Source organism: Rhodosalinus sp. (genome assembly GCF_041685465.1).
Taxonomy (GTDB): domain Bacteria; phylum Pseudomonadota; class Alphaproteobacteria; order Rhodobacterales; family Rhodobacteraceae; genus Rhodosalinus.
The window spans coordinates 1-9,157 of record NZ_JAWLFS010000119.1 but is presented as its reverse complement, the minus strand read 5'-3'; the positions used below and the strand labels follow the sequence as shown (position 1 = coordinate 9,157).

The window sequence follows — 9,157 nt, the reverse complement described above, 5'->3', positions numbered from 1 at the left end:
GTCACGGGGTCACGAGCCTCGTGGACCTCGGCCTGCCGGTGGAGATGGGCGATCTCGACGTGGCGCTCAGGCGGACGTTCGAGCGGGCGTTGGGCTGAGCCGGGCGGCAGGCCGAGCCGGGCGGGGGCGGTGCCGTGGGGCGCGACGGTATACCGCAGCATTTTTTTCGCGCCCCGCGGCGTGAGCGCGCATTGCCCCGCGCGTGCGGACATTCTAGAACGTGAATGGAAAGAAACACGGGCCGTGCACCTTCCGGACGCGAGCCCGGTCGCCAACACGAGGAGAGACATGGCAGACGCCGCCATTTCAAGCCACGCCCACGAGGACCACCGCGGGTTCTTCACCCGGTGGTTCATGTCCACCAACCACAAGGACATCGGCATCCTGTATCTCATCACCGCCGCGGTGGTGGGTTTCGTCGCCGTCGCCTTCACCGTCTACATGCGGATGGAGCTGATGGAGCCCGGGGTCCAGTACATGTGCCTCGAGGGCGCGCGCCTCACGGCGGCCGCCGAGGGGTCCTGCACGCCGAACGGCCATCTCTGGAACGTGCTGATCACCTACCACGGCATCCTGATGATGTTCTTCGTGGTGATTCCCGCGCTCTTCGGCGGCTTCGGCAACTACTTCATGCCGTTGCAGATCGGCGCGCCGGACATGGCGTTCCCGCGGATGAACAACCTCTCCTACTGGCTCTACGTGGCCGGCACGGCGCTTGCCTTCGCGTCGCTCTTCGCGCCCGGCGGCAACGGGCAACTCGGCTCCGGCGTGGGCTGGGTGCTCTATCCGCCGCTCTCGACGACCGAGATGGGGATGTCCACCGACCTCGCGATCTTCGCGATCCACGTGGTCGGCGCCTCGTCGATCATCGGCTCGATCAACATGATCACGACCTTCCTGAACATGCGCGCGCCGGGGATGACGCTCTTCAAGGTGCCGCTCTTCGCCTGGTCGATCTTCATCACCGCGTGGATGCTGCTGCTGTCGCTGCCGGTTCTGGCGGGCGCGATCACCATGCTGCTCACGGACCGCAACTTCGGGACCACCTTCTTCGACCCGTCGGGCGGCGGCGACCCGGTGCTCTACCAGCATATCTTCTGGTTCTTCGGGCACCCCGAGGTCTACATCCTCATCCTGCCCGCCTTCGGCGTGATCAGCCACATCATCTCGACCTTCTCGCGCAAGCCGATCTTCGGCTACCTGCCGATGGTCTGGGCGATGATCGCGATCGGCGCGCTCGGCTTCGTCGTCTGGGCGCACCACATGTACACCGTCGGCATGAGCGTGACGCAGCAGAGCTACTTCATGCTCGCCACCATGGTCATCGCGGTGCCCACCGGCATCAAGGTGTTCAGCTGGATCGCGACGATGTGGGGCGGCTCGATCGAGTTCAAGACGCCGATGCTCTGGGCCTTCGGCTTCCTGTTCCTCTTCACGTTCGGCGGCGTGACGGGCATCGTGCTCAGCCAGGCGGGCGTGGACCGCGCCTATCACGACACCTACTACGTCGTGGCGCACTTCCACTACGTGATGAGCCTCGGCGCCATCTTCGGCATCTTCGCCGCGATCTACTTCTGGTTCGGCAAGATGACGGGCCGGCAGTATCCGGAATGGGCCGGCAAGCTCCACTTCTGGACCTTCTTCATCGGCGCCAACCTGACCTTCTTCCCGCAGCACTTCCTTGGCCGGCAGGGCATGCCGCGGCGCTACATCGACTACCCCGAGGCCTTCGCCCTCTGGAACTACGTCAGCTCGATCGGCGCCTTCATCGCCTTCGCCAGCTTCGTGTTCTTCCTGGTGTTCATCACCTACGCCCTCTTCCGCGGCGCGCGGATCACGGAGAACAACTACTGGAACGAATACGCCGACACGCTTGAGTGGACGCTGCCCTCGCCGCCGCCGGAGCACACCTTCGAGGAGCTCCCGAAGCGCGAGGACTGGGACCGCAGCCCCGCGCACTGACGCGGCCGGCCGAACGACACGAGAGGGAGGCAGGCCGCGCGCTTGCCTCCCTTTTCTTTCGGGGTATCTTCACGCCATGCCCTACAGCTGGACCGAAAACGCGGATCCGCAGGCAGGCGCCGAACTGCGGCTCTGGCCGCACCGGTCGCTGCCCCTGCCCGGCTTCGCCGCCGTCATCCTCGGCATGTTCGCCTTCGCCTGCCTGCCCATGCTGGCGGTGATCGGGACGGCCGTGCTCTGGGGCGTGCTGCCTTTCGCGCTGATCGCCGTCGGCGGGCTCTGGATCGCGCTTCGCCGCAGCTACCGCGACGGCGAGATTCTGGAGGAACTGCGCCTGACCGAGGAGGCGATCCGCCTCACCCGGCGCGATCCGAAGGGCGCGGTGCAGGAGTGGCAGAGCAATCCCTACTGGACCAGGGTCGAGCTGCACGAGCAGGGCGGGCCGGTGCCCTACTACGTCACCCTGCGCGGCAGCGGCCGGCAGGTGGAGATCGGCGCCTTCCTGTCGGAGGACGAGCGCAAGGCGCTCTACGGCGACCTGCGCGCCCGGCTGAGCGCGGCGGCGCGGCTTTAGCTCAGCCGCGCCTTCACCTTCGGGCCGGCACTCGCGAAGTCCATCCGCCCGGTGTACTTCGCCTTGAGCGCGGCCATCACCTTGCCCATGTCGCGGATCGAGCTTGCGCCGATCTCGGCCACGGCCGCGTCGATGGCCTTTTCCACTTCGGCCTCGGACAGCCTGCGCGGCAGGAATTCCTCGATCACCTCGATCTCGCCCTGCTCGGCCTCGGCAAGGTCGAGGCGGCCGGCCTCCTCATAGGCGCGCACGCTCTCCCGGCGCTGCTTGACCATCTTCGAGAGGATCTCGAGCACCTCGGCCTCGCTCACCGCGTCCTCTCCGTCCTCGGCGCGCTTGGCGATCTCGCGGTCGCGGATCGCGGCGTTGATGAGCCGAAGCGTCGCGAGGCGCTCGCTCTCCTTGTCCTTCATCGCCTGCTTCATCGCGGCGTTGATGCGTTGGCGCAGTTCCATCGCTCGCGTCTCGCCCCCTTGAGGTTGAAGCCTCACAACATATCCAAGCGCTCGGGCCGCTGCAACTCCGCAAAATGAGGTTAAGCCATTGTTTTGCTTTATCTTACATCGGCCCAGGCAGGGCGGCGTCGCTCTTGACCGTGCCCTGCGCACCCCATAGGTAGGCGTCGCGCCTCCGGAGTCCCGCCATGTCCCAGTCCGCCTCGCCCCGCCCGACCGCCTGTCTCGCGCTCGCCGACGGCACGGTCTTCTACGGCAACGGTTTCGGCGCGACCGGGCAGACGGTCGCCGAGCTCTGCTTCAACACGGCGATGACGGGATACCAGGAGATCATGACCGATCCGTCCTACGCCGGGCAGATCGTCACCTTCACCTTCCCGCACATCGGCAACGTCGGCGTGACCCCGGACGACGACGAAACGGCAGACCCGGTCGCCGCCGGCATGGTCGTGAAATGGGATCCGACCGCGCCCTCCAACTGGCGCGCCACCGCGCCGCTGACCGACTGGCTGACCCGGCGCGGGCGCATCGCGATCGGCGGCGTGGACACCCGGCGGCTGACCCGCGCGATCCGGCAGCAGGGCGTGCCGCATGTCACGCTGGCCCATGATCCCGAGGGCAACTTCGACATCGCGGCGCTGGTCGCGGCGGCACGCGCCTTTCCGGGGCTCGAGGGCGTCGATCTCGCCCGCGACGTGACCTGCGCGCAGTCCTACCGCTGGGACGAGATGCGCTGGAGCTGGCCCGAGGGGTACCTGCGCCAGACGGAGGCGCGTCACCGCGTCGTCGCCGTCGACTACGGCGCGAAGCGCAACATCCTGCGGTGCCTTGCCTCGGCGGGCTGCGAGGTGACGGTTCTGCCGGCCACCGCCACCGCCGAGGACGTGCTGGCCCACGCCCCCGACGGCGTCTTTCTCTCGAACGGGCCCGGCGATCCGGCGGCGACCGGCGATTACGCCGTGCCGATGATCCGCGAGGTGATGGACCGCGATCTCCCGGTCTTCGGCATCTGCCTCGGGCACCAGATGCTCGCCCTCGCGCTGGGGGCGCAGACCATCAAGATGAACCACGGCCACCATGGCGCGAACCACCCGGTGAAGGACCTGGAAACGGGCAAGGTCGAGATCACCTCGATGAACCACGGCTTCGCCGTGGACGGCCAGAGCCTGCCCGCGGGGGTGACGGAGACGCATGTCTCGCTCTTCGACGGGTCGAACTGCGGCATCCGCGTCGCCGGGCGGCCCGTCTATTCGGTGCAGTATCACCCCGAGGCGAGCCCGGGACCACAGGACAGCTATTACCTTTTCGAGCGGTTCGCGGCCGACATGGCCGCCCGCAAGGCCGCGCGCGCGGGCTGAACGCGCCGCGTCGAACGCGCGTCAGGCGCGCGTTAACCCTGCGTTAACCGAAATCATGTGCCGTGACTAAGCGCGAGGGGGCGCTGATGACACGGGGCGACGGTGACGGTTCAGACGCTTCATGCGGCCCGCGCCACGCAGGTGACAGGCCACTACAGGCAGCCGCTTGGCCGCATCCTCTGCGACCTCGGGCTGATCTCCACGGAGGACCTGCTGCATGCGCTGGCGCGGCAAGGCGAGACCGGCGCACCGCTCGGGCGCATTCTCCTTGCCGAGGGTCGCATCGGCGAGGCCGATCTGAGCCGCGCGCTCGCGGCGCAATTCGGGGTCGGGGCGCTCACGCTCGAGGAGCATCCGCCGGACCCGACCCTCATCGACGCGCTCGACCCGACCTTCTGCCTCGCACACGGGCTGATGCCCTGGCAGCGGGACGGCGCCACCACGGTCGTCGCGACGAGCCGCCCGCAGGAATTCGCCGAGCGCCTGCCCGACATCGCGGGCACGCTTGCGCCCGTGCGCATGGCCGTCGCAAGCGAGCGCGACATTCACGCGGCACTGGCGGCGCACCACGGCACCGCCCTCGCGCGCCGCGCCGAAGCCCGCGTGCCCGACGCCGAAAGCTGCCGCTACTGGTCGCAGCCGACGCCCGAACAGCGCGCCGTGACCCTCGCGCTCGTGCTCTCGGCGGCCGGGTTCCTGCTGCTTGCGCCGGGCATCTTCTTCGGCGTGCTCTTTCTATGGGCTCTCGTGACGCTCGCGCTCGCCACCGGGATGAAGGCGATGGCGCTCGCCGCGCGCCTGCTGCCCCACCCCGCGCGGAAGGCCGCCCGCCTGCCCGAGCGGCCGCCGGTCATCTCGATCCTCGTGCCGCTCCTCGACGAGGGGGACATCCTGCCGGCGCTCGTCGGGCGGCTCAAGGCGCTGGATTATCCCACGGCGCTGCTCGACGTGGTCCTGATCCTCGAGGAGGGTGACGCGGGCACCCGCCGCGCGCTGGAGACGCTGGCCCTGCCGCCGTGGATCCGCGTCGTGCAGGTGCCCGACAGCCCGCTGCGCACCAAGCCGCGGGCGATGAACTACACGCTCGACTTCTGCCGGGGCGAGATCGTCGGCATCTACGACGCCGAGGATGCGCCGGAACCCGATCAGCTGATCCGCGTGGCCGCCCGCTTCGCCGAGGCGCCGAGCGATGTCGCCTGCCTGCAGGGGATGCTCGATTACTACAACCCGCACTCCACCTGGCTCGCGCGCTGCTTCACCATCGAATACGCGACGTGGTTCCGGGTGGTGCTGCCGGGGCTCGCGCGCCTCGGTCTCGTCGTGCCGCTCGGGGGCACGACACTCTTCTTCCGCCGCAAGGTTCTGGAGGACCTCGGCGGCTGGGACGCGCACAACGTGACCGAGGACTGCGACCTCGGACTGCGCCTCGCACGGCACGGCTGGCGCACCGAGATCCTCGAGACGGTGACGCAGGAGGAGGCCAACAACCGGCTGCTCCCCTGGATCCGGCAGCGCTCGCGCTGGCTCAAGGGCTTCATGATCACCTACGCGGTGCACATGCGCCGGCCGCTTCAGCTGTTCCGCCAGCTCGGCGCGCGCCGCTTCTGGGGCGTGCAGCTCCTGCTGCTGACGGCGACGACGCAGTTCTTGCTCGCGCCGCTTCTCTGGAGCTTCTGGGCCGTGCCGCTCGGCATCCCGCATCCGCTGGAGGCGCCGCTCGGGCGCGAGGCGCTGTTCTGGGCGGGGCTCGGGTTTCTCGTGACGGAGGCGCTGGCGGTCACGATCGCGATCGTGGCGGTGCGAAGCACGGCCCATCGCGGGCTGGTCCCGTGGGTGCCGACGATGCATCTCTACTTTCCGCTCGGCGCCTTCGCCTCCTACAAGGCCGTCTACGAGTTGATGCGGGTGCCCTTCTACTGGGACAAGACGGCGCATGGCCATTCCCTCGACGCAGAACGCGCGCCTCGCGGGGCCGAGGCGCGCGGCCAGAACCGAGCGCGGGATCAGGCCTCGTCCACGGCCTCCACCGAGTCGAGCTTCAGCCGCGTGACGAAGGCGACCGAGATATGGTCGCGCAGCGCGCGATAGGCGGCCTGCTCGTCGCGCCGGGCGATGGCGTCCACGATCGCCGCGTGTTCCTCCAGCGCCTTGACCCCGCGCCCCTCTGCCGCGAGCGAGGTGGTCGCCATCAGCGCCATCGAGCGGTGCACGAGGTCGAGCTGCTGCACGAGGTAGCGGTTGTGCGACGCGAGGTGGATCATCTTGTGAAACCGCCGGTTCGCCCGCGCGAGCGCCGAGGGATCGTTCAGCAGCGCGCGGTCCTCGGCGACCATGTCGCGCAGCACCTGGATCTCCTCCTCGGTGGCGTGGCGCGCCGCGAGGCTCGCCGCGAGCCCCTCGAGCTCGCAGCGCACGACGTAGAGCTCCGCCATCTGGTTGTGATCGAGCGAGGCCACGATCAGCGAGCGCCCGTCGCGGGTCAGGAGCGACTGCGTCTCGAGGCGCTGCAGCGCCTCGCGGATCGGCGTGCGCGACACGCCGAAGCGCTCGGCCAGCTCCGATTCCACGAGGCGGTCGCCCGGCTTGTAGATCCCGCCGTCGATCGCTTCCAGGATCAGGGTATAGGCATCCTTCTGCGCGGCCTTGGGCATCGGATGGGCGTGACTGGTCATGGGCGGCTCTCTCGTCGGGACGAGCCGAGCCTACCGCCGGCACGCGCCGGCAACAAGCACGCCATTGCCGTGCCCCGGCGTCTGCCCTACCCTCCATCTGATGGTCAAACCGCATTTCGATCACGTCGCCCACTGGGTCTTCGATCTCGACAACACGCTCTATCCGCCCGAGGTGCGGCTCTTCGATCAGATCGAGGTGCGCATGACGGCCTTCGTGATGGAGGCGCTCGGCGTCGACCGGGCCGAGGCAGGGCGGCTGCGCCATCGCTACTGGCGGGAGTACGGCACCACCCTCGCCGGGTTGATGGAGGTGCACGGCGTCGAGCCCGACCGATATCTGACCGAGGTGCACGAGATCGACTTTTCCGTGCTCCCGCGGGACCCGGACCTCGCCGTGCGCATTCAGGGCCTGCCGGGCCGCCGGATCGTCTACACCAACGGATCCGCGCCCTACGCCGAGCGGGTGATCGCGGCGCGCGGGCTCGAGGGGCTCTTCGACGCGGTCTACGGCGTCGAGCACGCGGGCTTCGAGCCGAAGCCGCGGCGCGCGGCCTTCGAGCGGGTCTTCACCGCCGCCGGCGTCGACACACCCCGCGCCGCCATGTTCGAGGACGATCCGCGCAACCTCGCCGCGCCGCACGCGATGGGCATGCGCACGGTCCACGTCGCGCCCGAGCGCCATGCGGCCGAGCACATCCACCACCATACCGACGACCTCGCCGGTTTCCTCGCGCGGGTGATCTGAGACGCGGGCGGACGCCTCTGCGACAATCGGCCCGCTTAAAGAATGCCGTCGTATACATATTTTGCTCCTGCACATTACAGGAGCAAAATATGAGCGTGACCGAACGACCCGAGCGCCCCTCCCGCGCGCGCCGAGCCTTCTACGCGATCCCGGTGATCGGCTGGATCGCGCGCGACATTGTCGAGGGCGGTGCCGACAACATCTATTACCTGCTCGTCGCGGTCCTGAGCCTCTGGGCGATCGCCGTGATGACCTGGGGCCTGCCGGCGCTCGCGATGCCCGCGCTGGCGCTGGTGCCGGCGATCGTGGTGACGCTTCTTCTGCTGACGGTCGGGCGCTGACGCGGCGACCGCGGCGTTTCGCCCTTGGCGGGGCGGGCCTGCCCGCGCTACCTCTCGTCGCGAAAGGAGCCGCCCCATGACAGCCCTGCATCACGACATCCTGGTGGCCGGCGGCGGGATCGCCGGCCTGACCGCCGCGGCAGCCTTCGGCGCGGCCGGCTTCTCGGTGCTCTGCGTCGACCCCGCGCCGCCCGTCACCGAGCGCGAGGCCGAGGGCGCGGACCTGCGCACGACCGCCTTCCTGCAACCGGCGCGCGCGCTTCTCGAGCGCGCGGGCCTCTGGCAGCGCCTCGCGCCGCACGCCATGCCGCTCGAGACGATGCGGATCATGGACATCAGCGGCGAGATGGAGCGCAGCCGCGTGCGCCGCGAGTTCGCCTCGGCCGACATTTCCGAGGCGCCCTTCGGCTGGAACCTGCCCAACTGGCTCCTGCGCCGCGAGATGGCCGCGCGGCTCGAGGAGATGCCGGGCGTCTCCTTCCGCCCCGGCGTTGCGGCCGAGACGCTCTTCACCCGCACCGGCGAGGCGCGCGTGCGCCTCTCGGACGGGGACGAGGCGCGGGTGCGGCTCGTGCTGGCGGCCGACGGGCGCAACTCGCCCATGCGGCGGCAGGCGGGCATCGCGGCGCGCACGCTGCGCTTCGGGCAGAAGGCGCTCGCCTTCGCCGTCACCCACCCCGTCCCGCACGGGAACGTCTCGACCGAGATTCACCTCAAGGGCGGCCCCTTCACGCTGGTCCCCCTGCCCGACCATCAGGGCAAGCCGTCCTCGGCCGTCGTCTGGATGGAGGACGGGCGCGAGGCGGCGCGTCTGCGCGATCTGCCCGCGGAGGCGCTGGAGGCGACGATGTCGGCGCGCTCGGGCTGGCTGCTGGGCCCGCTCACGCTCGCCTCGCAGGTCACGCTCTGGCCGATCATCAGCCAGGTCGCGGACCGTTTCGCGGGCGAGCGCGTCGCGCTCGTGGCGGAGGCCGCGCATGTGGTGCCGCCGATCGGCGCGCAGGGGCTGAACATGTCGCTCGCCGATCTCGCCGCGCTGCTCGAACTCGC

Annotated in this window: 9 protein-coding genes and 1 pseudogene; 8 read left to right on the top strand and 2 right to left on the bottom strand. The window is 69.5% G+C overall.

All coding sequences use genetic code 11. From position 1 onward, the window contains the following. The 3 genes and pseudogenes from ACESL7_RS09350 to ACESL7_RS09340 all read left to right on the top strand — a co-directional run. Positions 1–98: pseudogene (locus tag ACESL7_RS09350) on the top strand (lipoyl(octanoyl) transferase LipB); the annotation flags it as partial. 190 nt (positions 99–288) lie between these two features. Then, positions 289–1,962 carry a cytochrome c oxidase subunit I gene (gene ctaD / locus ACESL7_RS09345; protein ID WP_372893054.1) on the top strand — a complete coding sequence of 558 codons (1,674 nt, stop codon included), beginning with the start codon at positions 289–291 and terminating at the stop codon, positions 1,960–1,962. A gap of 76 nt (positions 1,963–2,038) precedes the next feature. Beyond that, a complete protein-coding gene (locus ACESL7_RS09340) occupies positions 2,039–2,536 on the top strand; it encodes a DUF2244 domain-containing protein (RefSeq protein WP_372893053.1) in 498 nt (165 codons plus the stop codon). Here ACESL7_RS09340 and ACESL7_RS09335 read toward each other — a convergent pair. Continuing rightward, positions 2,533–2,991 (bottom strand): GatB/YqeY domain-containing protein, encoded by a 459-nt coding sequence (locus ACESL7_RS09335; protein ID WP_372893052.1) that lies wholly within the window; start codon positions 2,989–2,991, stop codon positions 2,533–2,535. The genes ACESL7_RS09340 and ACESL7_RS09335 overlap by 4 nt on opposite strands. Positions 2,992–3,179: 188 nt before the next feature. On the opposite strand from ACESL7_RS09335, the gene carA reads away from it, so the two are divergent. After that, positions 3,180–4,349: a glutamine-hydrolyzing carbamoyl-phosphate synthase small subunit gene (carA, locus tag ACESL7_RS09330; RefSeq protein WP_372893051.1), complete on the top strand. Its 1,170-nt coding sequence runs from the start codon at positions 3,180–3,182 to the stop codon at positions 4,347–4,349. A 102-nt stretch (positions 4,350–4,451) separates the two neighbouring features. After that, a complete protein-coding gene (locus tag ACESL7_RS09325) occupies positions 4,452–6,437 on the top strand; it encodes a glycosyltransferase (protein ID WP_372893050.1) in 1,986 nt (661 codons plus the stop codon). Here the strand turns inward: ACESL7_RS09325 and ACESL7_RS09320 are convergent. Beyond that, entirely contained in the window at positions 6,353–7,021 is a 669-nt protein-coding gene (locus ACESL7_RS09320) for a GntR family transcriptional regulator (protein WP_372893049.1), read from the bottom strand. The two genes, ACESL7_RS09325 and ACESL7_RS09320, sit on opposite strands and share 85 nt — an antisense overlap. Positions 7,022–7,121: 100 nt before the next feature. On the opposite strand from ACESL7_RS09320, the gene ACESL7_RS09315 reads away from it, so the two are divergent. The 3 genes from ACESL7_RS09315 to ACESL7_RS09305 form a co-directional block, all read left to right on the top strand. Then, entirely contained in the window at positions 7,122–7,766 is a 645-nt protein-coding gene (locus tag ACESL7_RS09315) for a pyrimidine 5'-nucleotidase (RefSeq protein ID WP_372893048.1), read from the top strand. An 89-nt stretch (positions 7,767–7,855) separates the two neighbouring features. After that, positions 7,856–8,107, top strand: a complete 252-nt coding sequence (locus ACESL7_RS09310) for a hypothetical protein (protein WP_372893047.1) — start codon at positions 7,856–7,858, stop codon at positions 8,105–8,107. 76 nt (positions 8,108–8,183) lie between these two features. After that, on the top strand, positions 8,184–9,157 hold a 974-nt coding region (locus ACESL7_RS09305), incomplete at its 3' end, for an FAD-dependent monooxygenase (protein WP_372893046.1).

What these genes read in the sequence shown, in the direction of transcription:
- ACESL7_RS09340 (WP_372893053.1), top strand. Translation starts at nt 2,039, where the DNA reads ATGCCCTACAGCTGGACCGAAAACGCGGATCCGCAGGCAGGCGCCGAA.
- ACESL7_RS09320 (WP_372893049.1), bottom strand. Translation starts at nt 7,021, where the DNA reads ATGACCAGTCACGCCCATCCGATGCCCAAGGCCGCGCAGAAGGATGCC.
- ctaD (WP_372893054.1), top strand. Translation starts at nt 289, where the DNA reads ATGGCAGACGCCGCCATTTCAAGCCACGCCCACGAGGACCACCGCGGG.
- carA (WP_372893051.1), top strand. Translation starts at nt 3,180, where the DNA reads ATGTCCCAGTCCGCCTCGCCCCGCCCGACCGCCTGTCTCGCGCTCGCC.
- ACESL7_RS09335 (WP_372893052.1), bottom strand. Translation starts at nt 2,991, where the DNA reads ATGGAACTGCGCCAACGCATCAACGCCGCGATGAAGCAGGCGATGAAG.
- ACESL7_RS09310 (WP_372893047.1), top strand. Translation starts at nt 7,856, where the DNA reads ATGAGCGTGACCGAACGACCCGAGCGCCCCTCCCGCGCGCGCCGAGCC.
- ACESL7_RS09315 (WP_372893048.1), top strand. Translation starts at nt 7,122, where the DNA reads ATGGTCAAACCGCATTTCGATCACGTCGCCCACTGGGTCTTCGATCTC.